Raw genomic sequence first — 25,228 nt, 5'->3', positions numbered from 1 at the left:
TTGTATCTGTTCAGCTTTCATAAAGCTTGGCTAATTGGCGCAGCGGCCAATAGCTGGAGGTGGGGTGAATTCTTACGATTGCGTTAGAAATTTAGATAGGTGTTTGTGCGCCCGAACACCACAAAAGTCACCATTACTGAGAGAGTAAAAATGGCAACCACCACCGTTCTCGTTACGCAGCTGACTGGCCAAGCATGGATTCGCGATGCGGATGGCAACCTCATGCCGCTGCGTGAAGGCATGAGCATCCCCTCCGATGCCAATGTCATCACTGCCTCTGGTAGCACTGTGCAGCTGCAGGCGGATGGTCAGCCTCCGCTGACGTTAGGCGAGAACCAGAATGTGGCATTGAACCAGGGCGTGTTCGAAGACATCCCCGCAGCAGAAGCTGCTGTACCGGCTGCTGCAGATCCGTTGGTGGACAACCTGATTGCGGCCATCAACAGCGGTCAAGACCCTCTGGCTGAGCTGGACCCCACGGCGGCAACCATGGCCGGTGGTGGCGGTGGTGGTGGCACCTTTGTGCGCTTGTCCAGTGTAGTGGAAGGCACTTCGCCCTTGGCGTTGGCCTATCCCCGTGGTGCTTCGGAGGTGCCGGAAGAACGTCGTGGCGGGGCAGCAGCGGCAGTTGATACGGCGGAATCCCCGGTAGAGAATGCTCCCCCTCTTGCTCGGCCTGACATGGCCATCGCCGAGGAGGATTCGGGTCCAGTGACCGGTAATGTATTGAACAACGACAGCGATCCAGAAAATCAGCCGCTGCAGGTGACGCAGTTCGTTGTTGATGGCAAGGCCTATCAGGTCGGAGAAGTTGCTACCATCGTAGGCATTGGTTCGCTGACCATTGGACGCGATGGGGTATATGCCTTTATGCCAGAAGCAAACTGGAGCGGCAAGGTACCACAAGTAACCTATACAGTTAGCGATGGTGCGAGCACGGACACTTCGACGCTGGGCATTGAAGTAACGCCAGTCAACGATGCGCCTGAGACAGAAAACACGGCAGGCAAGGGCGATGAGGACAAGCCGGTCACCGTGGAGCTGAAGGGCTCGGACGTGGATGGGACGGTCAAGGAGTTCGTGATCAAGAGCTTGCCAACGGATGGCAAGCTGATGTTCAACGGCCAGGAGCTGGCCGTGGGCTCGAAGGTGCCTGCCACGAACGATGGCGCACAGATCACGTTTGAGCCGAACGCCAACTGGAACGGCCAAACCACGTTCACCTACGCCTCGGTGGACAACGACGGGCTGGAAGATCCGACACCGGCAACGGGCACCATCACGGTGGATGCAGTCAACGATGCGCCTGAGACAGAAAACACGGCAGGCAAGGGCGATGAGGACAAGCCGGTCACCGTGGAGCTGAAGGGCTCGGACGTGGATGGGACGGTCAAGGAGTTCGTGATCAAGAGCTTGCCAACGGATGGCAAGCTGATGTTCAACGGCCAGGAGCTGGCCGTGGGCTCGAAGGTGCCTGCCACGAACGATGGCGCACAGATCACGTTTGAGCCGAACGCCAACTGGAACGGCCAAACCACGTTCACCTACGCCTCGGTGGACAACGACGGGCTGGAAGATCCGACACCGGCAACGGGCACCATCACGGTGGATGCAGTCAACGATGCGCCTGAGACAGAAAACACGGCAGGCAAGGGCGATGAGGACAAGCCGGTCACCGTGGAGCTGAAGGGCTCGGACGTGGATGGGACGGTCAAGGAGTTCGTGATCAAGAGCTTGCCAACGGATGGCAAGCTGATGTTCAACGGCCAGGAGCTGGCCGTGGGCTCGAAGGTGCCTGCCACGAACGATGGCGCACAGATCACGTTTGAGCCGAACGCCAACTGGAACGGCCAAACCACGTTCACCTACGCCTCGGTGGACAACGACGGGCTGGAAGATCCGACACCGGCAACGGGCACCATCACGGTGGATGCAGTCAACGATGCGCCTGAGACAGAAAACACGGCAGGCAAGGGCGATGAGGACAAGCCGGTCACCGTGGAGCTGAAGGGCTCGGACGTGGATGGGACGGTCAAGGAGTTCGTGATCAAGAGCTTGCCAACGGATGGCAAGCTGATGTTCAACGGCCAGGAGCTGGCCGTGGGCTCGAAGGTGCCTGCCACGAACGATGGCGCACAGATCACGTTTGAGCCGAACGCCAACTGGAACGGCCAAACCACGTTCACCTACGCCTCGGTGGACAACGACGGGCTGGAAGATCCGACACCGGCAACGGGCACCATCACGGTGGATGCAGTCAACGATGCGCCTGAGACAGAAAACACGGCAGGCAAGGGCGATGAGGACAAGCCGGTCACCGTGGAGCTGAAGGGCTCGGACGTGGATGGGACGGTCAAGGAGTTCGTGATCAAGAGCTTGCCAACGGATGGCAAGCTGATGTTCAACGGCCAGGAGCTGGCCGTGGGCTCGAAGGTGCCTGCCACGAACGATGGCGCACAGATCACGTTTGAGCCGAACGCCAACTGGAACGGCCAAACCACGTTCACCTACGCCTCGGTGGACAACGACGGGCTGGAAGATCCGACACCGGCAACGGGCACCATCACGGTGGATGCAGTCAACGATGCGCCTGAGACAGAAAACACGGCAGGCAAGGGCGATGAGGACAAGCCGGTCACCGTGGAGCTGAAGGGCTCGGACGTGGATGGGACGGTCAAGGAGTTCGTGATCAAGAGCTTGCCAACGGATGGCAAGCTGATGTTCAACGGCCAGGAGCTGGCCGTGGGCTCGAAGGTGCCTGCCACGAACGATGGCGCACAGATCACGTTTGAGCCGAACGCCAACTGGAACGGCCAAACCACGTTCACCTACGCCTCGGTGGACAACGACGGGCTGGAAGATCCGACACCGGCAACGGGCACCATCACGGTGGATGCAGTCAACGATGCGCCTGAGACAGAAAACACGGCAGGCAAGGGCGATGAGGACAAGCCGGTCACCGTGGAGCTGAAGGGCTCGGACGTGGATGGGACGGTCAAGGAGTTCGTGATCAAGAGCTTGCCAACGGATGGCAAGCTGATGTTCAACGGCCAGGAGCTGGCCGTGGGCTCGAAGGTGCCTGCCACGAACGATGGCGCACAGATCACGTTTGAGCCGAACGCCAACTGGAACGGCCAAACCACGTTCACCTACGCCTCGGTGGACAACGACGGGCTGGAAGATCCGACACCGGCAACGGGCACCATCACGGTGGATGCAGTCAACGATGCGCCTGAGACAGAAAACACGGCAGGCAAGGGCGATGAGGACAAGCCGGTCACCGTGGAGCTGAAGGGCTCGGACGTGGATGGGACGGTCAAGGAGTTCGTGATCAAGAGCTTGCCAACGGATGGCAAGCTGATGTTCAACGGCCAGGAGCTGGCCGTGGGCTCGAAGGTGCCTGCCACGAACGATGGCGCACAGATCACGTTTGAGCCGAACGCCAACTGGAACGGCCAAACCACGTTCACCTACGCCTCGGTGGACAACGACGGGCTGGAAGATCCGACACCGGCAACGGGCACCATCACGGTGGATGCAGTCAACGATGCGCCTGAGACAGAAAACACGGCAGGCAAGGGCGATGAGGACAAGCCGGTCACCGTGGAGCTGAAGGGCTCGGACGTGGATGGGACGGTCAAGGAGTTCGTGATCAAGAGCTTGCCAACGGATGGCAAGCTGATGTTCAACGGCCAGGAGCTGGCCGTGGGCTCGAAGGTGCCTGCCACGAACGATGGCGCACAGATCACGTTTGAGCCGAACGCCAACTGGAACGGCCAAACCACGTTCACCTACGCCTCGGTGGACAACGACGGGCTGGAAGATCCGACACCGGCAACGGGCACCATCACGGTGGATGCAGTCAACGATGCGCCTGAGACAGAAAACACGGCAGGCAAGGGCGATGAGGACAAGCCGGTCACCGTGGAGCTGAAGGGCTCGGACGTGGATGGGACGGTCAAGGAGTTCGTGATCAAGAGCTTGCCAACGGATGGCAAGCTGATGTTCAACGGCCAGGAGCTGGCCGTGGGCTCGAAGGTGCCTGCCACGAACGATGGCGCACAGATCACGTTTGAGCCGAACGCCAACTGGAACGGCCAAACCACGTTCACCTACGCCTCGGTGGACAACGACGGGCTGGAAGATCCGACACCGGCAACGGGCACCATCACGGTGGATGCAGTCAACGATGCGCCTGAGACAGAAAACACGGCAGGCAAGGGCGATGAGGACAAGCCGGTCACCGTGGAGCTGAAGGGCTCGGACGTGGATGGGACGGTCAAGGAGTTCGTGATCAAGAGCTTGCCAACGGATGGCAAGCTGATGTTCAACGGCCAGGAGCTGGCCGTGGGCTCGAAGGTGCCTGCCACGAACGATGGCGCACAGATCACGTTTGAGCCGAACGCCAACTGGAACGGCCAAACCACGTTCACCTACGCCTCGGTGGACAACGACGGGCTGGAAGATCCGACACCGGCAACGGGCACCATCACGGTGGATGCAGTCAACGATGCGCCTGAGACAGAAAACACGGCAGGCAAGGGCGATGAGGACAAGCCGGTCACCGTGGAGCTGAAGGGCTCGGACGTGGATGGGACGGTCAAGGAGTTCGTGATCAAGAGCTTGCCAACGGATGGCAAGCTGATGTTCAACGGCCAGGAGCTGGCCGTGGGCTCGAAGGTGCCTGCCACGAACGATGGCGCACAGATCACGTTTGAGCCGAACGCCAACTGGAACGGCCAAACCACGTTCACCTACGCCTCGGTGGACAACGACGGGCTGGAAGATCCGACACCGGCAACGGGCACCATCACGGTGGATGCAGTCAACGATGCGCCTGAGACAGAAAACACGGCAGGCAAGGGCGATGAGGACAAGCCGGTCACCGTGGAGCTGAAGGGCTCGGACGTGGATGGGACGGTCAAGGAGTTCGTGATCAAGAGCTTGCCAACGGATGGCAAGCTGATGTTCAACGGCCAGGAGCTGGCCGTGGGCTCGAAGGTGCCTGCCACGAACGATGGCGCACAGATCACGTTTGAGCCGAACGCCAACTGGAACGGCCAAACCACGTTCACCTACGCCTCGGTGGACAACGACGGGCTGGAAGATCCGACACCGGCAACGGGCACCATCACGGTGGATGCAGTCAACGATGCGCCTGAGACAGAAAACACGGCAGGCAAGGGCGATGAGGACAAGCCGGTCACCGTGGAGCTGAAGGGCTCGGACGTGGATGGGACGGTCAAGGAGTTCGTGATCAAGAGCTTGCCAACGGATGGCAAGCTGATGTTCAACGGCCAGGAGCTGGCCGTGGGCTCGAAGGTGCCTGCCACGAACGATGGCGCACAGATCACGTTTGAGCCGAACGCCAACTGGAACGGCCAAACCACGTTCACCTACGCCTCGGTGGACAACGACGGGCTGGAAGATCCGACACCGGCAACGGGCACCATCACGGTGGATGCAGTCAACGATGCGCCTGAGACAGAAAACACGGCAGGCAAGGGCGATGAGGACAAGCCGGTCACCGTGGAGCTGAAGGGCTCGGACGTGGATGGGACGGTCAAGGAGTTCGTGATCAAGAGCTTGCCAACGGATGGCAAGCTGATGTTCAACGGCCAGGAGCTGGCCGTGGGCTCGAAGGTGCCTGCCACGAACGATGGCGCACAGATCACGTTTGAGCCGAACGCCAACTGGAACGGCCAAACCACGTTCACCTACGCCTCGGTGGACAACGACGGGCTGGAAGATCCGACACCGGCAACGGGCACCATCACGGTGGATGCAGTCAACGATGCGCCTGAGACAGAAAACACGGCAGGCAAGGGCGATGAGGACAAGCCGGTCACCGTGGAGCTGAAGGGCTCGGACGTGGATGGGACGGTCAAGGAGTTCGTGATCAAGAGCTTGCCAACGGATGGCAAGCTGATGTTCAACGGCCAGGAGCTGGCCGTGGGCTCGAAGGTGCCTGCCACGAACGATGGCGCACAGATCACGTTTGAGCCGAACGCCAACTGGAACGGCCAAACCACGTTCACCTACGCCTCGGTGGACAACGACGGGCTGGAAGATCCGACACCGGCAACGGGCACCATCACGGTGGATGCAGTCAACGATGCGCCTGAGACAGAAAACACGGCAGGCAAGGGCGATGAGGACAAGCCGGTCACCGTGGAGCTGAAGGGCTCGGACGTGGATGGGACGGTCAAGGAGTTCGTGATCAAGAGCTTGCCAACGGATGGCAAGCTGATGTTCAACGGCCAGGAGCTGGCCGTGGGCTCGAAGGTGCCTGCCACGAACGATGGCGCACAGATCACGTTTGAGCCGAACGCCAACTGGAACGGCCAAACCACGTTCACCTACGCCTCGGTGGACAACGACGGGCTGGAAGATCCGACACCGGCAACGGGCACCATCACGGTGGATGCAGTCAACGATGCGCCTGAGACAGAAAACACGGCAGGCAAGGGCGATGAGGACAAGCCGGTCACCGTGGAGCTGAAGGGCTCGGACGTGGATGGGACGGTCAAGGAGTTCGTGATCAAGAGCTTGCCAACGGATGGCAAGCTGATGTTCAACGGCCAGGAGCTGGCCGTGGGCTCGAAGGTGCCTGCCACGAACGATGGCGCACAGATCACGTTTGAGCCGAACGCCAACTGGAACGGCCAAACCACGTTCACCTACGCCTCGGTGGACAACGACGGGCTGGAAGATCCGACACCGGCAACGGGCACCATCACGGTGGATGCAGTCAACGATGCGCCTGAGACAGAAAACACGGCAGGCAAGGGCGATGAGGACAAGCCGGTCACCGTGGAGCTGAAGGGCTCGGACGTGGATGGGACGGTCAAGGAGTTCGTGATCAAGAGCTTGCCAACGGATGGCAAGCTGATGTTCAACGGCCAGGAGCTGGCCGTGGGCTCGAAGGTGCCTGCCACGAACGATGGCGCACAGATCACGTTTGAGCCGAACGCCAACTGGAACGGCCAAACCACGTTCACCTACGCCTCGGTGGACAACGACGGGCTGGAAGATCCGACACCGGCAACGGGCACCATCACGGTGGATGCAGTCAACGATGCGCCTGAGACAGAAAACACGGCAGGCAAGGGCGATGAGGACAAGCCGGTCACCGTGGAGCTGAAGGGCTCGGACGTGGATGGGACGGTCAAGGAGTTCGTGATCAAGAGCTTGCCAACGGATGGCAAGCTGATGTTCAACGGCCAGGAGCTGGCCGTGGGCTCGAAGGTGCCTGCCACGAACGATGGCGCACAGATCACGTTTGAGCCGAACGCCAACTGGAACGGCCAAACCACGTTCACCTACGCCTCGGTGGACAACGACGGGCTGGAAGATCCGACACCGGCAACGGGCACCATCACGGTGGATGCAGTCAACGATGCGCCTGAGACAGAAAACACGGCAGGCAAGGGCGATGAGGACAAGCCGGTCACCGTGGAGCTGAAGGGCTCGGACGTGGATGGGACGGTCAAGGAGTTCGTGATCAAGAGCTTGCCAACGGATGGCAAGCTGATGTTCAACGGCCAGGAGCTGGCCGTGGGCTCGAAGGTGCCTGCCACGAACGATGGCGCACAGATCACGTTTGAGCCGAACGCCAACTGGAACGGCCAAACCACGTTCACCTACGCCTCGGTGGACAACGACGGGCTGGAAGATCCGACACCGGCAACGGGCACCATCACGGTGGATGCAGTCAACGATGCGCCTGAGACAGAAAACACGGCAGGCAAGGGCGATGAGGACAAGCCGGTCACCGTGGAGCTGAAGGGCTCGGACGTGGATGGGACGGTCAAGGAGTTCGTGATCAAGAGCTTGCCAACGGATGGCAAGCTGATGTTCAACGGCCAGGAGCTGGCCGTGGGCTCGAAGGTGCCTGCCACGAACGATGGCGCACAGATCACGTTTGAGCCGAACGCCAACTGGAACGGCCAAACCACGTTCACCTACGCCTCGGTGGACAACGACGGGCTGGAAGATCCGACACCGGCAACGGGCACCATCACGGTGGATGCAGTCAACGATGCGCCTGAGATTTCTTCAGGGACTGCCAATGTGTCCGAAGAAGGCCTGGCTGGAGGAATAGCCGACACACAAGGTAGCTCAGACACGACGAATAGCCGCATTGCGACTGGGGCATTGGCCATCAGTGACGTGGACGATGCTTCAGGACACAAAGTCAGGTTGCTTGTCCCGACGGCTAACTTGACTTCTGGTGGCAAGCCTGTGATCTGGTCCCTGTCTTCCGACGGGCACACGCTGACCGGAAAAACAGCGGGTGCTGGTGGTAAGACCGTGATGGAAATCACAATGGATGATGGTGGAGGCTACAAGGTGGAGCTCAAGGCCCCTGTAGATCATCCAGATGCAGGCAAGGAAGACTTGAGTTCGTTCCATGTCAGTGTGGAAGTAACTGACCCCCATGGTGCCAAGGGATCGGCAACGTTGACTGTGAATATTGAGGACGACAGCCCATCTGGTAATCCCATCAAGGTAGATGGTCTGGATGTTCTGGTGAGTTCAATCACGGTGGGTAAGCTGAGTACGGGCTTTGTCAATGGAAAGCTTGAAGGAGGCGGGGCTCCGGCAGGCTCTAATACTGATAGTGATCCTGGCATCGATAAAATCACCTGGGGCGGGGGGAGTAAGCCTTCCGGCTATGAGTTCGTCGATAACGAAGGTTTGCGAGCAGATAAGCCTGACTTGCTTAACACGAAATTTGAGCTGGGGACATTTACTCATAATAATTTCCCAATTTCTGGAAATGCTCTGACGTCTGTAGATCTGGAAGTTTCGATTTACGTCGTTATTGATGGTGTTGAGACTATGGTTAAAAAAACCATCAGCTTCAAACATACGGAAACCAGTAATAATGGAACGGCTGAACAAAATAGGGATATTGTTGAGATAACCAATTCAACGGCGATTCAGACATTTACAGTGGGTGGGCGAACTTATGTGTTGAATATTTTGGGTTTCCTCGATGAGAGCGGAAAATTAGTCTCCAAGATTAATACGTGGGAAGATAAGTCAAACTCCTACAAATTGTATGCATCCATTGAATCAACCGATGATTTGCCTCGGGTGGAGGGGAATATGTCTGATACCCCCCCAGCATGGAATTACGGTGCTGATGGTGCAGGTTCTGTGACCTGGGGCGGCGGTGATGTGAAAACCGTTAATGGTAAGACAGTAATTACCAATGAATACGGAACGTTGACGGTTGATGCCAATGGACATTATTCGTTTGTCATGAGTCGTGATGCACGCGATAACTTCAAGGCTGGCGATAAGCCATTGGTCTACGCCTACACCGTAAAGGATGCGGATGGAGATTTTCAGCAAGGGACATTGACGATTGACATGCATGGCATTAAGAATCTTCCTTCGATACCGTTGGTGGAGGCCCCTGCTGAGCATGTCGAAGTGGGTAATGCTACTGGCGTGGTTATTGTCGGGTCTACGGGTATCAATGTGGGCCGCGATATCCTGGGTGCCCAAATGGCAGTCACTGGCGCAAATCAGCAGAGTCTGCATGGCAAGCCTGTGACGGCTCTGGTTACTGCCAATGGCGCAGAGCATGAAATCACGCTGACATCAGGCGGTCATGCCTTGAGCTATAAGGCCAATGTCGATGGCTCGTTGTCCGCTGGTTACCAGTCGGGTGGGGTCTGGAATGAGGTGTTTGTAGTGACAGGTTCCGCCATCAATGGCACATACTCGGTGGAGATGAAGGGCATAGTTGACCCCGTCAATAGCTATAGCGATTTCACACCGGGTGCTAGTGGTGAGGCCTCCATCAGCCTGGTTAAAGCCAGTAGCACCAGTACCATTGAGCATACCTCCTCAGGCGTGAAGTTGACGCTGTCAGCTTTCCTGGATAAGGGAGGGGTTGATAGTGTTAAGGATGCCAGCGATACTGCTGCGAAGCTGATTGTGGATACAGGAAGTAACAGGGGGGTTAGTATTGATAATCCCAATTGGAGCAGCAGTGGGGCGGACGATCGTTATATTCAGAATAATACGGAGAATGGGAATAATTCAGATGGTGCCTACGGCGAAAAATTGGTGCTTGATTTCAGCGCAAATATCGAGGGTAGCAAGCATATTTCCAAGGTTCAGCTGACGCTCAATCAATTTGGTGATAGAGAGGCCGATGCCCGGAGGGAGGCGAAAGGGAATGAAGATAAGGCCCAAATCACCGTTTTCTATACCGATGGAAAAAGTGCTGTAATCGACGTTGCAGCGGATGCACGCACCTGGGGACAGAGCAGCAATGCTGATACAGGAACAAAATCCGTGGTCATTGAGGCACCAGCGGGCAAGGATATCCAAAGCATTGTCATCGGTGCTGGGGATACCGACAGTACGTTCTCACTGGATCGGAATATCAAGGTGGACTGGAGTGTCGATGCTAAAATTACAGATTACCCGGTCACGAATGATGCCCTCCAGCTCCACTTGGGTGCGACCGTGACGGATGGCACAGGTGACAAGGCTTCTACGAATTTTGATGTCTCGATTAGCAACTCGTTTGGTGTCAGCCCGCTAATGCAGTCCATGTCGGTCATGGCAGTGGATGAGGCCAGTGTTGACCAGGACCATGAGGTGCATGGCACCTCTGGAAACGATATCCTAATTGGCACTGGTAAGGATGACTTGTTCATCTGGCACCAGGGCGATGAGGGAACGGTGGCTGCGCCTGCCGAGGATGTGGTCCAAGGCTTTGGGATCTCTAGCTCCGACAATTCCGCAGGCCACGACAAGCTGGATCTGCATGACCTGTTGCAAGGCGAGGAAAATGCAGCGGATCTCAGCAAGTTCCTGCACTTTGGTGTCGAAGGTGGTAGCACGGTGATCAAGGTCTCCAGCGATGGCACTTTGGCGGCCGATGGTACGAACTTCGACCAGAAAATCACCTTGGAAGGTGTGACGTGGAAGGATCCTGGAAATGACGCCAATGCTCAGAATGAGCTGATCAAAGACTTGATCAAACAAGGCAAGCTGGTTGTCGACGGCAATCACCAATAACAGATGTCGGGGAAGATGAAGGTTTTCTCCAGCACTGTTAAATGCTGAAAAGCATCTCTAGAGCGCATGTACATTGCTACATGCGCTCTTTTTTTGATGGCGGCGGCTGTGGTGCCCGCACCATGCGCTTTGCTCTCCGCCTCAGGCTTCTGTACTGAAGTACTTGCACACTTTGTGCGTTTTGCGGTGAACTGCCGCTGTTGATTGGTGCCCGGCGCCGATCGTTCTTGCCCCAGCTTGTCCTTTTGATCTACACACTCCGCCCGTGACGACTCCGCTGACTTCATCGCCTGCCCGGCTTTCTCGCCGGCAGTTGCTGTGGGCCTTGCGCGCAGCGGCTGTTGCGGCTGTGCTGCCGGTCAGTCTGTGGCCGGTGGTTCCGGCACAGGCACTGGACTTCAAGGTGGCACAGATGCGCCAGAGCATGCTGGCGCGCTTTGGCGAGGGCGGCGTGCAGCGGCTGGAGGCCTGGCTGGCCATGCTGGACCAGCAAGCGGGGCGCTCGGTGCAGGGGCAACTGAAGGCGGTGAATGATTTCTGGAACCAGAACGTGGTGGGCTCCGAGGACATTCTGATCTGGGGTGAGCAGGAGTACTGGGCCACGCCGCTGGAGACCCTGGGCAAGCGCCAAGGGGATTGCGAGGACTATGTGATCGGCAAGTATTTTTCGCTGCAGCGCCTGGGCGTGCCGGTGGAAAAACTGCGCTTCATCTATGTGCGAGCCCGGGTGGGCGGTATGGGCAGCACGCAAAGCATTGCCCACATGGTGCTGGGCTATTACGAGACACCGCAGTCCGAGCCTCTGGTGCTGGACAATCTGATGGGCAATATGCTGCCAGCCAGCCAGCGTAAGGACTTGACGCCTGTGTTCAGCTTCAATGCCCAGGGCATTTATGTGACGGGGGCCCAGCCCGCGTCGGTGGAGCGCATCAGCCGCTGGAAAGGGTTGCTGGCGCGCATGCAACAAGAAGGATTCACTCCATGACGGTGCTGCGTGCAACTGGCGCGTGCCGGTGGTGGTGCAAAGAGGAACGAGGTTGACATGTCGTTGTTAAGACATTTGCTGCTGAGTGTGAGCGTGGCCATTGTGGTCATCCTGGGAGGTACGCTGTGGTTGAGCATGAGCTCGGCCCGCCAGTATCTGGATGGCCAGCTGCAGTCACAAAGCGAGAACGCCGTCTCGGCCCTGGCGCTGTCACTGTCCCAGCCAGGCAACCAGGATCCGGTCACCCGCGAGCTGCTGATGATGGCCTTGTTCGACAGCGGCCAGTTCCGCGCCATCCGCCTGGCAGATCCCAATGGCCAGACCTTGTTCGAGCGCAGCCACCCCGAAAGCCATGACAGCGCCACGGCGCCGCGCTGGTTTTCTCGCCTGCTACCCTTGAGCACGCCCGAAGCAGCGCGCGCCATCAGCGACGGCTGGACCCAGGTGGGCCAGTTGACGGTGAAGGTGGACAACGCCTTTGCCCGTGACGCCTTGTGGCGTAGCAGTGTGCGCACCTTGCTGCTGGTGGTGCTTGCGGGTGGCGTATGGGCTGTCTTTGTGGCTTTGCTGATTCGTTGGTTCCGCCGCGTGCTGCGTGAGGAGATCTCGGCCCAGGTGATGGCCATTGGCTCGAATGCACAGGCGCCGGCTCCGTCGGCGCGCCCGGTGATGGCCGAGCTGAAGGCGGTGATGCACGCCATCAGCGATACCCGCGAACGCGTGCGTGCCACCGCGCAAGAGCAGACACAGCGCATCGAGTCGCTGGAGGTGGAGGTCAACCGCGACCCGGTCACGCAGCTGCCCAACCGCAAATACTTCATGAACGAGTTGCGCCGCGTGCTGCAAGGCGAAACCGGTAGCGATGGCCAGCCCGCGCCTGTGGGTGGCCATGTGCTGCTGTTCCGCCAGCGCGATCTGCAAGCCTTGAACACCCATATGAGCCGTGCCCAGGCCGATGCCTGGCTGGCCTCGGTGGCAGAGCGTGTGGGTTTGAGCCTGAGTCTGGACGAAGGTGGTTCGGCCAACACCATGCTGGCGCGCCTGAATGGTTCGGACTTTGTGCTGCTTCTACCCGATATGGAAGGGCCGGCAGCCCTGCACCTGGTGCAGCAGGTCAAGCACGAGCTCCAGGCGCTGCGCCAGCCCATTGGCCCGGGGCAGTGGTGTCGCTGGGCCTACGCGCTGACCGACTACGGCAGCGGTGCCACCGTCAGCGGTCTGCTGTCGCGCCTGGATGAAGCCTTGATGCGCAGCGAAAGCGTGGGCCAGGATGAGGTGGAATACCTGACCGACAACGGCCCGCGCAGCAGCGTGGGTGAGCAGCAATGGCAGCAGGTGCTGGTCCAGGCCCTGGCCGAGGAACGTCTGCAACTGCAGATCAGCGCTCAAGCTTACGACGCTGCCAGCGATCATGTGCAGCGGCATGAGGGCTCACTGAGCCTGCAAGACGCGAGCGGAGCCCAGCTGCAAGGCGCCTTGTTCCTGCCCGTGGCGGTGCGCCTGGGGCTGTCGGCCGCATTCGACGTGCGTGCTGTGCGGCTGGCCCAGCACTGGCTGGAGCAGCATCCTGGGCAGAAACTGGTGGTCAAGGTGTCGCTGCCTTCCCTGGCCGAGAACAACTTCCTGCCCCAGCTACGTGCCATCTGGCTGCAGCCTGGCCAGTGGCAACAGCGTTTGCTGGTGGAGCTGGATGCCCACGGCCTGGCAACCTATCCCGAAGAGATGGCGGCCCTGGCCCGCGTTGCTGCAGAAGCCGGTGTACAGGTTGGACTGCGCCGGCTGGAGCACGAACCCATGGCCTTGGCGCGGTTGCACCGCCTGCCGCTGTCCTATGTCAAGCTGGGCAGCGACTTTGCCTTGCAAGCCGCCTCCAGCCCCGGCAGCCAGCACCTGTTGCATGCCATGGTGGCTACAGCCAAGACGTTGCAGGTGCAGGTCTTCCTGGCCGGCCATGTCGATGCCGAAACGGCCGCCGCACTGCAGCAGCAAGGCGTCTACGTACCCCAGGCCGAAGGCCGCGCACAGGCTTGAGTGTGCGCCTGGAAAATGCCGTGCAATAGGCCCCGCCATTGCGCGGTAGCTGCAAGTTGCTGCAGTCGGACAAGGGCTGCCTGCCTGCACAAAGCGCATCCCCTTGTTCTGGCGCAAGCTTACAGAATAGTAATTTGTAAGTAACGGAAAATGGCGAGGTCGCCAATGGCGAGGATGTAGGTGTGTTCCTACTATGCTGTCAGCAATGGAAAGGGTGGCCCTAGGGCCTTAACTTTTCTCACTGAAATCAGCAAAAGGAATACGCCCAATGGCCACGACCACCGTTCTCGTCACGCAATTAACCGGGCAAGCCTGGGTGCGGGATGCCGATGGCAACTTGACCGCGCTGCGCGAAGGCATGCGCATTGCTGCAGATGCCCAGGTGGTGACCGCTTCCGGCAGCACCGTGCAACTGCAGGCCGATGGCCAGCCACCGCTGACGCTGGGCGAAAGCCAGAATGTGGCACTGGCCCCGGAGCTGTTTGACGATATTCCCGCCAGCGAGGCCGCCGCACCTGCTGCAGTGGATCCCATGGTGGATCAACTGATCGCCGCCATCAACGCGGGTCAGGATCCGTTGGATGTCCTGGAGCCCGCTGCGGCCACCTTGTCTGGCGGCGGTGGTGGTGGCAGTACTTTTGTGCGTTTGTCCCAGGTGCTGGAAAGCACTGCACCGCTGAATCTGGCCTACCCGCGTGGCGCTACCGGAGTGGCGGAAGACCGCAACAGCGGGGATGCAAGCGCTGCAATGGCCGCAGCGCCTGGAGTTCCGACGGATCCGACCACACCGACGACGCCGGTGGATCCGACTGACCCCACGACCCCGACAACACCGGTAGATCCGACCGACCCCACGACGCCGACAACGCCGGTAGATCCAACCGATCCCACGACACCGACGACTCCGGTGGATCCGACCGATCCCACCACGCCGACAACGCCGGTAGATCCGACCGATCCCACCACGCCGACGACGCCGGTGGATCCGACCGACCCCACGACACCGACAACACCGGTGGATCCAACCGATCCCACGACGCCGACAACACCGGTAGATCCGACGGATCCGACCACGCCAACGACGCCGGTGGACCCCACGGATCCCACGACACCGACGACGCCAGTGGATCCGACTGACCCCACGACCCCGACGACGCCGGTGGACCCCACGGATCCCACCACGCCGACAACACCGGTAGATCCGACGGATCCCTCTACGCCGACGACGCCGGTGGATCCGACCGACCCCACGACACCGACAACACCGGTGGATCCAATCGATCCCACGACACCAACGACCCCGGTAGATCCAACCGATCCCACGACACCAACGACCCCGGTGGACCCGACCGACCCCACGACCCCGACGACCCCGGTAGATCCGACCGATCCCACCACGCCAACGACGCCGGTGGATCCAACCGATCCCACGACACCGACGACCCCGGTGGATCCGACCGATCCCACGACGCCGACAACACCGGTAGATCCGACTGATCCTACGACGCCGACAACACCGGTAGATCCGACGGATCCGACCACGCCAACGACGCCGGTAGATCCAACCGATCCCACGACACCGACGACCCCGGTGGATCCGACAGATCCCACGACACCAACGACGCCGGTGGATCCAACAGATCCCACGACACCAACGACGCCGGTGGACCCGACCGACCCCACGACGCCGACAACACCGGTAGATCCGACCGATCCCACGACGCCGACAACACCGGTAGATCCGACTGATCCTACGACGCCGACAACACCGGTAGATCCGACGGATCCGACCACGCCAACGACGCCGGTAGATCCGACCGACCCTACGACACCGACGACCCCGGTAGATCCAACCGATCCCACCACACCAACGACGCCGGTGGATCCGACCGACCCCACGACGCCAACGACGCCGGTAGATCCAACCGATCCCACGACACCGACAACGCCGGTGGACCCGACCGACCCTACGACGCCGACAACGCCGGTAGATCCAACTGATCCCACGACACCGACGACTCCAGTGGATCCGACCGATCCCACGACGCCGACAACGCCGGTAGATCCGACCGATCCCACGACACCGACGACGCCGGTAGATCCAACCGATCCCACGACACCGACAACGCCGGTGGATCCGACCGACCCCACGACACCGACGACGCCGGTGGACCCTTCGGGCCCGCCACCCTCCGTCACCATCTCGTTGAAGCAGACGGATGTGGAGCAAGTGCGCATTCCGGGTGAAACCATCTACACCAAGGATGGAAGCTCCATCTCCGTGGGTAACGGTGGTGTTGCGGTGGTTGGCATGGACAAGGTCGAGGTGACGGCCGTGACCTCAGACATGGGTACAGGTACACAGCCCCATGCCGTGATCATTGACAAGGTGGGTTACAACCACACCACGGTGCTGGGCACCACCAATGTGACCGGTACCTGGGACCAGGTGCACCAAAAGCCTCTGGACATTTTGGTGCTGCCCAAGGCGCTGGCCGACTATGACCTTTCCGGTCTGGTTTATGTGGGGGGCGTCTGGAAGGGCACGATCAAGGACAAGGCGTCGCCTGACACCTTGTCGCTGACACTGGACCGCTTTGCAGGTATCTTGTTCGGTGATGGTCAGACCGTGGACAACGGCATGCCGGGCTTTGACCACCAAACGCCGGTCACAGGGCATGACCTGGTGACGCTGCAACTGGATGCCGTGCTGGGTATGCCTGGTGATCCCAGCGATCACATGTCTGATGTCACAGTCAGTGGCCTGGGCAATGCCGCAGTGGTGTCCGTCCAATACCAGGGCCACGCCTTGGTTGAGGGCAGCGACTACCGCGTGAGCGGTGGTGTGTTGACGCTGTACAACGGCTCCGGCTTGAGCATGGCGGATGTACAGATCAAGCTGCAGGTGCCGCTGGGGAGCCCAGATCTGAATCTGCACGCCGAAGTCTCGGCCACCAACCATTACGGCCAAGACTCTGCGCATGATGATCTGTTGATCCATGTGGCTGCAGTGGATACGGGTGGTGGAGACGGTGGTGGCACCGACCCTACGACGCATGTGCCCGAGGTGCATCTGGAGGTCTCGTCCCGCACCGTGGACACCGCGGTCAGCACACCCAAGGATCCGCTGGCGGGCACCATGGCCGTGAATGGCGGTGCCACGGACCCCAGCGGCAACGGTTTCAATCTGGATGCGGCCGGCAACGTGGTGGCGATTGGCTTCAATGTCCACGTGTGGGGAACACAAACCACCAAGGGCCCTGATGGCCACACGGCCATCAACGACTTTGCCAACGGCATTCAGGTCTACAAGGACGGCAGCTTCTCGGCGGCCCAGTTTGGCGTCAACCTGATCCGCTATGGCTATGAAACCAATGGCCAGTCCAATGCCAACGCCAGCAAGGACCATGCGGGCAGTACCGACCTGTTTCTGCTGCACAGCCAAAGCGGCTTCTGGGCTGGCAATGGAAACACGCCGGATGGCGACAAGGGCAACTGGCGTGACTTCAACAACTTCACCGGCAACAGCGGCAAGCTGGGCAGCACGGCCCCTGACTATGTGGTGCTGATTGGCGATGCAGCCCAGGGTGCGGTGCTCAACAAGCCCACCAGCAACAATGGCAACAGCAACGCCAACGTGTTGGAAAGCGTCAGCATCATGACCAGCTTGGGAGCCAAGGTGGTGAACGGCGGCAACCGGGTGGAGGGCGTGATTGCCGGCGGCGAGCTGCTGGTGGCGGGCCATAGCAACCTGACTACGCTGGAAAAAGTAGTGAATGTGCCGGACACCGTTACCCACGACACCGTGTATGACGTGGCCATCACCGCCACCCTGCCTGTGGTGGCTGGCAGCGATGGAAAGCTCCACGCCCAACTGGTGCTGGAGGGCATTCCTGTGGGGGCCAAGGTCAGCTACCACGGCGTCGATGTTCCTGTGGGTGCGGACGGCAAGATCACCATTGCGGGTGAGCTGTCTGCAGATGGACACACGGTGAGTGCCAACCTCTCCATCAGCCAGGTGCAAGACAGCCACTTCACACTGACGGTGCATGCCGAGTCCAGCGATGGGCAGCATGCATCGTCCACTGCGACGGGTGATGACACCGTCAATGTGCTGGCCGGCACGGATGCAGCCGATACCCTGCTGGGCTCTGACGGGCATGACATGCTGCTTGGAGGGGCAGGCCACGACACCTTGCTTGGAGGGGGCGGTGACGATCGCTTTGTCTGGCAACACGGCGACCAGGGCACGGTCAACACCCCGGCCGTGGATGTGGTGAAGGATTTCGGCAACGGCCACGATGTGCTGGACCTCAGTGATCTGCTGCAAGGCGAGAACGCCTCCAACCTGAGCAGCTATCTGGGTGCCAGCATCGAGACGGTGAATGGCCGGGTCAGCACGGTGCTGAACATCTCCAGCAACGGTCATTTGGGTGCCGATGGCGTCAGCGGAGCAGACCAGAAGATCGTGCTGGAAGGCCTGCAGCTGGACACCAGCAACCAGGCCAAGCTGCTGCAGGAGCTGATCAGCCAGGGCAAGTTGCACGTGGACCAGTGACCCCGGTATCCAGGCCTGTCTCCGCTGCGCAAGAAGTGAGCAGGCTATAAAAAACAAGAGCTGCCTGTGCATATGCAACTTGGTTTTCCGTCATGAAACACTAGGAAAACCAGGTGCCATGCACTGAGGCAGCTCTTTTTTTTATTGCGCGCCTTGTGCTGCTGCGAGAGTGCAGCACAAGGCGTTGGCCAGGTAGGCCGCTCTTGGGTGCATCAATCCAGAGGCCGCATCGCGCTGGTCACCTTGTGCGGCGCTGGGTCTTCTGGCTGCCGGGCAGCTCCAGCATGGCCAGCGCTCCTGCCACCAGGGCCTGCATGCCTTGTGCAAACTCGGCCTCCAGCTCGCCTTCTTCCATCTCGCGGCTGGCATCGGTCTCGGGGCCGCGGTCCACGGCGGCATACACCGTGTCGGCCGCCGCAATGCAGTTGAAGGTCACCGTGGCCAGCAACCAGCGCGCCTGTTCCTTTTGCATGCCATAGGCCTGGGCAATATGGCTTTGGTGGGCGTCGATCTTGTCCAGCATGGCCGGTGTGGCCACCACGCGGCGTATCACATAGGGCGTCACCCCCGGGTGGGCCTTAACGAAGGCCTGGACCGAGGCGATGAAGACCTGCATGTAGTCCTGCAGCGTGCCTTGCTCGGCCTCGGGGGCGCGTGGCAGTTCCCAGCGCTGGAAGATCTCTTCGGCAATCAGGTGCTTGAGCGCGGCCAGACCCGAGACATGCTTGTACAGCGCCATGTGGCTGACGCCCAGGGCCGTGGCCACGCCCACGAAAGTCACCTGGGGCAGGCCGATGGCAATGCCTGCATCGGCAATGCGGGCGCGCGTGATGGAGGGGGGGCGCCCGCGTGGGGAAGAGGGTTTGGTGGGGGGCATCTTGTTCTCCGCAGTGCTCTGCTGTTGGCGGCCATTGTCATGGCAGCAGCAGGTGTTTGCGCGCTGCATTCTTGCGTCGCATTTAATTAGTTTAGTATCATTAAACTAATTCGCATTGGCATTTCGTTTTGCGTTGCGGGCGCTGCCCAGCGCCGCAGCGCATGCGATGTGCTCCTGGAGAAGGAGCTGCTTGCGCAATGCCTGCCTTGGACTTTCTGGACATCTTTTTCTCATGTCTGCTGCTGACGCGGCCACCGCCGCACCGCCCCAGCCGGGGCCTATCCGTCGCATCCTGTCTCCCATACGTGGGCAGCTGAGCCTGGCTGCCGTGCTGGCCGCTGTCGGCACCATGCTGTCCCTGGTCCCGCTGGCGGGGATTGCGCACCTGGCTCAGCGCGCATGGGCGCAGACGGCGCCCATCGATGGCGTCTGGCAGGTGCTGGGCCTGTGTGCGGCCAGCCTGGCCGTGGGCATGTTGCTGTTGCTGGCGGGGGAGCTGCTGGCACACCTGGCAGACAACCGCCTCACCCATGGCCTGCGTGTGGCTGCAGCCCGCCGCCTGGCTCAGGTGCCACTGGGCTGGTTCACCAGCCAGGCCTCGGGCGATGTGCAGCGTGCCATGCAGGACGACATTGCCACCCTGCACAGCCTCACGGCCCATTTCTATACGGCCGTGGGCCGTGCCGTGGGCGCCATCGCCATTGCCGTGGTCTATCTGTTCGCCCTGGATTGGCGATTGGCCATCGTGGCCCTGCTGCCATTCCCCGGTTTTTTTCTGTTTCTGAAGAAAGCCATGGCGGCCAGCAGCGTCCACATGCCGGTATTTGCCAAGCAGTTTGCGCGCATCAACAGCGCCACCGTGGAGTTCGTCCACGGCATACCCGTGGTCAAGGCCTTTGGCGGCAACGGCCAGGCCCATGGTGGATACCGCGCGGCCGTCGACGCCTTTGCCCAGGCCTTTTCCGGCTTTGCCCGTCCCCTGGTGGCCTCCATGGCCCATGCCCATGCGCTGATTGCCCCCATCACGGTGTTGGGCGTGGTGCTGGGTGGTGGCGCGTGCTTTGTGGCCCTGGGTTGGATGACGCCGGTGGCGCTGCTGCCTTTTGCCCTGGTGGCACCCGGCATCTGCGCGCCTGTTTTGTTGTTGCACACCTTGCTGCATGACCTGCAGGGGGCTGTCGCTGCCGCGCAGCGGGTGGGCGACTTGCTGGACACCCCGGTGCTGGCAGCTCCAACTCAGCCGCAGCAGCCCCAAGGTCACGCCATTGCTTTCGAGCATGTGGGCTATGGCTATACGGCGGAGCAGCCGGTGCTGACCGATATCCACTGCACGCTGCCGCAAGGCACGGTGACGGCCGTGGTGGGAGCCTCGGGCTCGGGCAAGTCCACGCTGGCGCGGCTGCTGCTGCGCTTTTTCGATCCGCAGCAAGGGCGCATCACCCTGGGGGGGGTGGACCTGCGCGATATGGAGGCTTCCGTGCTCTACCGCCATATCGGTTTTGTGCTGCAGGACGTGCGCCTGCTGCACGCCAGCGTGCGCGACAACATCGCGCTGGGCCGGCCGGACGCCAGCCAGCAAGAGATTGAGCAGGCCGCGCGTGTGGCCAACATCCACGAGCGCATTCTGGCCCTGCCGCAAGGCTATGACACCGTGGTGGGTGAGGGCGCCCAGCTCTCCGGTGGCGAGTTGCAGCGCGTGAGCATTGCCCGTGCCGTGCTGCTGGACCCACCGGTGCTGGTCTTGGACGAAGCCACGGCGGCGGCGGACGTCGAGAACGAGGTGGCCATTCAAAACGCGCTGTCGCGCTTTGCCCGGGGGCGCACCGTGCTGGTGATTGCCCATAGGCTGGACACCATCATGCATGCCGACCGCATTCTGGTGCTGGAGCAAGGCGGTGTGATCGAGCAAGGCCGCCACGCTGAACTGCTGGCCTTGCAAGGGCGTTATGCCCAGCTGTGGGCGCAGGGCGGCTATGAAGGGCGTGATGCGCGCGGTGACGGCGCGGAGGTGCAGCCATGCTGAGCACATTTGTTCACCTGCTGGGCGAGGATGTGCGCGCCCTGCGCCGCTATCTGTGGCTGGCGGTGGGCTATGGCCTGCTGTGTGGCCTGACCATGGTGGCGCTGGTGCCCTTGTGCCAGCTGCTGCTGGCCGGCGAGCCGCAGCAGGCCTGGTCCTGGTTGGCCGCGTTGCTGGCGGGCGTGTTGCTCTGCTGGGCCTGGCGCAGCCAGGTGGAGCAGGCCGGTGTGCGTGTGGGCGTGGCGGTGCTGCGCAACGGTCGCCACTGTGTGGGCGAGCATGTGGCGCGCCTGCCCGTGGGCTGGTTCACGCCGCAGAACACGGCGCGCATGGGCCATGTGGTCACCCAGGGCATGATGGCCGTGGCCCAGCTGCCGGCCCATGTGTTCACCCCGGTCATCAGTGGGGTGGTGACGCCGCTGGTGCTGGCCCTGGCCTTGCTGGTGTTGTACCACCCGGTGGGTTGGCTGGCCCTGGCGGCCTTGCCTCTGCTGGCAGCGGTGCTGTGGTGCACGGCGCGCCTGGCCGCCTATGCCGACCGCGTCTTTCAGCAGCACTTTGCCCAGACCAGCCAGCGCATGGTGGAGTTTGCCCAGGCGCAATCGGTGCTGCGGGCCTTCCAGGGCGAGGGTGGCGGCACCCGCTTTCTGGAGCAGGCCGTGGCACGGCAGCACCAGTCTGCGCTGCGGCTGATGCTGCTGTCTGCGCTGTCGGTGGTGCTCAACACCTGGGCTGTGCAAGCCGTGTTGGTGGCCTTGCTGGCGGCCGCCTTGTGGGGGCTGGCAAGTGCTGGAGTGGGTAGTGTGGTGGCCGGCGATGCGGTGGTGCTCACCGTGGTCTTGCTGCTGGTGGTGCGTTTTATCGATCCGCTGCTGGAAGTGGCCAGCTACGGCGAGGTGCTGCGCAGCGCCGGCGGCCAGCTGGAGGCAGTGCGTGAGATTCTGGAGGCAAAGCCTTTGCCGCAGGCGTCTGTGCCCCAGGCGCCACAGAATGCAGCGATCACGCTGCGCGACGTGCATTTCCGCTATGCGCCGCAGGCTCCCGATGTCTTGCGCGGCGTGAATCTGCAGCTGGCACCCAGCAGCATGACGGCACTGATTGGCGCATCGGGATCGGGCAAGAGCACCTTGGCCCGCCTGATCGCACGTTTCTTCGATGTGAGCCAGGGGCAGATCAGCATAGGCGGGGTGGACCTGCGCCAGATGTCCGAGGCGCAGCTGGCAGGGCAGATCAGCCAGATCTTCCAGGACAGCTATTTGTTTGCCGGCAGCGTGGCTGACAACATCCGCGTGGGCAAGCCCGCGGCCAGTGAGCAAGAGCTGCTGCAGGCTGCAGAGCAGGCCGGTGTCACCGAACTCATTGAGCGTCTGCCGCAAGGCCTGGAGACCCAGGTGGGCGAGGGCGGGGCACGGCTGTCCGGTGGAGAGCGCCAGCGCATTGCCATTGCCCGTGCGCTGATCAAGGATGCTCCCATCTTGCTGGTGGACGAGGCCACGGCCGCGCTGGATGCCGGCAACCAGGCCATCATTGCCCAGACCCTGGCGCGGCTGCGCGGCCAGCGCACCATGCTGGTGATTGCCCACCAGCTCTCTACCGTGGCCATGGCCGACCAGATCGTGGTGCTGGAAGGCGGTCAGGTGGTGGAGCAGGGCGCGCCTGCGGCCTTGCTGGCCAGCCAGGGCCGCTACGCCCATTTCCTGGCCCAGCGTCAGATGGCCAAGGGCTGGCGCATGGCGTCGGCGGCCAGCGAAGCGAGCCATTGATGCCCCGGCTGTTGGGTTTTTTTGCGCTGTTGTGCGCGGCTTCGCTGATGGTGGGTGCCAGCCAGTTGCATTGGGCGGGGCTTTTCTCACTGTCCAGCGATGCCTGGCTGACGCTGACGGCCAGCCGCCTGCCGCGCCTGGTCGCCCTGGTGCTGACCGGAGCCGGCCTGGCCGTGTGTGGCGTGATCCTGCAGCACATTGTGCGCAACAAGTTTGTGGAGCCCGGCACCACGGGCGGGCTGGATGCTGCCAAGCTGGGCATTCTGGTGTCCATGGTGCTGCTGCCCGGTGCAGGTACCTGGGGGCGCATGCTGTCGGCGCTGCTGTTTTGCCTGCTGGCCAGCCTGGTCTATATCGCCGTCATCCGGCGCATCCAGTTTCGCAACACGGTGCTGGTGCCCGTGATCGGCCTGATGTATGGCAGCGTGCTCAGCGCCCTGGCCGAGTTCTATGCCTACCGCCACAACATTCTGCAAAGCATGCAGGGCTGGTTGATGGGGGATTTTTCCCGCGTGGTCCAGGGGCATTACGAAATCCTCTACCTCATCGTGCCGGCCGTGCTGCTGGCCTATGTCTATGCCCACCGCTTCACCATGCTGGGCATGGGCGAGGACATGGCCGCCAGCCTGGGCCTGGGCTATGCCGCCACGGCCGCCATCGGGCTGCTGCTGGTGGCGCTCACCGTCTCGGTCTCGGTCATCGCCGTGGGTGCCATTCCCTTTGTGGGCCTGGTGGTACCGCAATGGGTGGCCATGCGCCGTGGCGATCATCTGCGCCGCACCCTGCCCCTGGTGGCCCTGGGCGGCGCCTCGCTGCTGCTGGTGTGCGATATCGCCGGGCGCTTGTTGATCTACCCGTTTGAAGTACCCATAGGCCTGATGGCGGGTGGCCTGGGCGGTGTGCTGTTCCTGCTGCTGATCCTGAAGGGGCAACGGTGATGCGCGCCAAGACGCCATGGATCATCTGGCTGGTGGTGGCCTTGTTGGCCGCCATTTTTGTGCTCGCCGGCGCGGGGCTGGATTTCGACTACGTCATCCCCAAGCGCCTGCTGCGCCTGGCCGCCATTGTGGTGGGGGGCATCTGCGTGGCCTGTGCTTCCATTGCATTCCAGACCCTGGTGGGCAACCGCATTCTGACGCCGGCCGTCATGGGCTACGAGGCGGTCTATCTGCTGTGGCAGGCCTTGTTGCTGCTGCTCATGGGAGCGCACGGCATGGCCATGCTGGGGGGATCGGGCAATTTTCTGGTGTCCTGCGGCCTGATGCTGGGCTACTCCTGGGCGTTGCAGCGCTGGCTGCTGCAACGCGCTGGGCGGGATGTGTATGTGCTGCTCCTGCTCGGCCTGGTGTTGACCATGGTGATTGGCAGCTTCACGCAGTTTGTGCAGCTGCGCATCAGCCCCGGCGAGTTCGCGGTGTTCCAGGGCATGAGCTATGCCTCGTTCAACCGCGCCCGGCCCGAGACGCTGCTGTATGCCGTTGCGGCCTTGCTGTGCGTGGGCCTGCTGGCGCGCAAGAGCTTGCCGGTGCTGGATGTGCTGGCATTGGGGCGGGAGCAGTCCATCTCGCTGGGCGTGGACCATGCCTGGTATCTGCGGCGTTGCCTGGCCGGTATTGCGCTGCTGGTGGCCGTGTCCACCAGCCTGATCGGGCCGACGGCCTTTATGAGCATCTTCGTGGCCAACATCGCCTATGCGCTGTCCCCCAGCGCGCGGCACCGCACCACCTTGCCTCTGGGCTGTGGTCTGGCCATTGCCATCTTCCTCGCGGCCCAGCTGCTGGTGGAACATGTTTTCAACTACAAGACCAGCGTCAGCATCATCGTCAATCTGGTGTGCGGCGTGTACTTTCTGGCGCTGATGGTGCGTCGTAGAGGGCTGCAATGAAGCGCCCCCTGAGCCGCTTCGCATCTTCCCCCTCTCTGGCTTCGCCAGAGGGGAACGGCA

The 25,228-nt window shown here is 61.4% G+C and carries 9 protein-coding genes; 8 read left to right on the top strand and 1 reads right to left on the bottom strand.

Annotation, left to right across the window (positions count from 1 at the left end):
* Positions 1–150: 150 nt before the first annotated feature.
* The 4 genes from ACA027_RS19330 (at position 151) to ACA027_RS19315 (ending at position 18,623) form a co-directional block, all read left to right on the top strand.
* Positions 151–11,049, top strand: coding sequence for a retention module-containing protein (locus tag ACA027_RS19330; RefSeq protein WP_370679811.1), 10,899 nt, complete (start codon positions 151–153; stop codon positions 11,047–11,049).
* Between the two features lie 265 nt (positions 11,050–11,314).
* Positions 11,315–12,034, top strand: coding sequence for a transglutaminase-like cysteine peptidase (locus ACA027_RS19325; RefSeq protein WP_370679810.1), 720 nt, complete (start codon positions 11,315–11,317; stop codon positions 12,032–12,034).
* 57 nt (positions 12,035–12,091) lie between these two features.
* Positions 12,092–14,065, top strand: coding sequence for a LapD/MoxY N-terminal periplasmic domain-containing protein (locus ACA027_RS19320; RefSeq protein WP_370679809.1), 1,974 nt, complete (start codon positions 12,092–12,094; stop codon positions 14,063–14,065).
* Between the two features lie 268 nt (positions 14,066–14,333).
* Positions 14,334–18,623 carry a retention module-containing protein gene (locus tag ACA027_RS19315; protein WP_370679808.1) on the top strand — a complete coding sequence of 1,430 codons (4,290 nt, stop codon included), beginning with the start codon at positions 14,334–14,336 and terminating at the stop codon, positions 18,621–18,623.
* Between the two features lie 238 nt (positions 18,624–18,861).
* On the opposite strand, the gene ACA027_RS19310 is transcribed toward ACA027_RS19315, so the two are convergent.
* Positions 18,862–19,500 carry a TetR/AcrR family transcriptional regulator gene (locus ACA027_RS19310; protein ID WP_370679807.1) on the bottom strand — a complete coding sequence of 213 codons (639 nt, stop codon included), beginning with the start codon at positions 19,498–19,500 and terminating at the stop codon, positions 18,862–18,864.
* Positions 19,501–19,732: 232 nt separating this feature from the next.
* On the opposite strand from ACA027_RS19310, the gene ACA027_RS19305 reads away from it, so the two are divergent.
* Genes ACA027_RS19305 through ACA027_RS19290 form a run of 4 tightly spaced genes read left to right on the top strand, consistent with a single transcriptional unit; the run spans position 19,733 to position 25,168 of the window.
* Entirely contained in the window at positions 19,733–21,523 is a 1,791-nt protein-coding gene (locus tag ACA027_RS19305; RefSeq protein WP_370679806.1) for an ABC transporter ATP-binding protein, read from the top strand.
* On the top strand, positions 21,517–23,283 hold the full coding sequence (locus ACA027_RS19300; RefSeq protein WP_370679805.1) for an ABC transporter ATP-binding protein: 1,767 nt from the start codon (positions 21,517–21,519) through the stop codon (positions 23,281–23,283). Before ACA027_RS19305 ends, ACA027_RS19300 begins: the two co-directional genes overlap by 7 nt.
* Positions 23,283–24,221 (top strand): ABC transporter permease, encoded by a 939-nt coding sequence (locus ACA027_RS19295; RefSeq protein WP_370679804.1) that lies wholly within the window; start codon positions 23,283–23,285, stop codon positions 24,219–24,221. The genes ACA027_RS19300 and ACA027_RS19295 overlap by 1 nt, the downstream gene beginning before the upstream one ends.
* Positions 24,221–25,168: an iron chelate uptake ABC transporter family permease subunit gene (locus ACA027_RS19290; protein ID WP_370679803.1), complete on the top strand. Its 948-nt coding sequence runs from the start codon at positions 24,221–24,223 to the stop codon at positions 25,166–25,168. The genes ACA027_RS19295 and ACA027_RS19290 overlap by 1 nt, the downstream gene beginning before the upstream one ends.
* The last annotated feature ends 60 nt before the right edge of the window (positions 25,169–25,228 follow it).

The sequence above is a fragment of the Comamonas sp. GB3 AK4-5 genome (genome assembly GCF_041320665.1).
In the GTDB taxonomy this organism is placed as follows: Bacteria; Pseudomonadota; Gammaproteobacteria; order Burkholderiales; family Burkholderiaceae_C; genus Comamonas.
This window is presented reverse-complemented; position numbering and strand designations above follow the sequence as displayed.